Source organism: Marinobacter iranensis (genome assembly GCF_029207565.1).
Taxonomy (GTDB): Bacteria; Pseudomonadota; Gammaproteobacteria; order Pseudomonadales; family Oleiphilaceae; genus Marinobacter; species Marinobacter iranensis.
In genome coordinates this window covers 1-250 of sequence record NZ_JANCMW010000331.1, presented here as the reverse complement: position 1 = coordinate 250, position 250 = coordinate 1, and the positions used below count along the sequence as shown (strand labels likewise).

The 250-nt window shown below is 76.0% G+C and carries 1 protein-coding gene; it reads left to right on the top strand.

Annotated features, from left to right (window positions below; genetic code table 11):
- The coding region (locus tag NLU14_RS22580) for a hypothetical protein (RefSeq protein ID WP_275710827.1) at positions 1-250 on the top strand (250 nt) is incomplete at both ends.

The following is a 250-nucleotide window of genomic DNA, read 5'->3' as shown; positions in this document are numbered from 1 at the left end:
ATGCTCCCCTCGCCGCAGGCGATGCGGGAGGGGCTGCTCGAGGCGATCGGAGCGGATGCCGACGGTTTCGCGGCGGCATCCGATGAATCCGCGTGGGTCGCCCTGCGCGTCCGCTACCGGCGGATCGTCGCGCTCATCGCGGCGTACGATCTCGCCGCGCCCGACGCGACCGACGTCCTGCCCGAGGTGGCGGCCGCTCTCGCCGACGCCGCCGGCGCCGCCCTCGACGCGTCGCTGTGCGCGGCGCGGA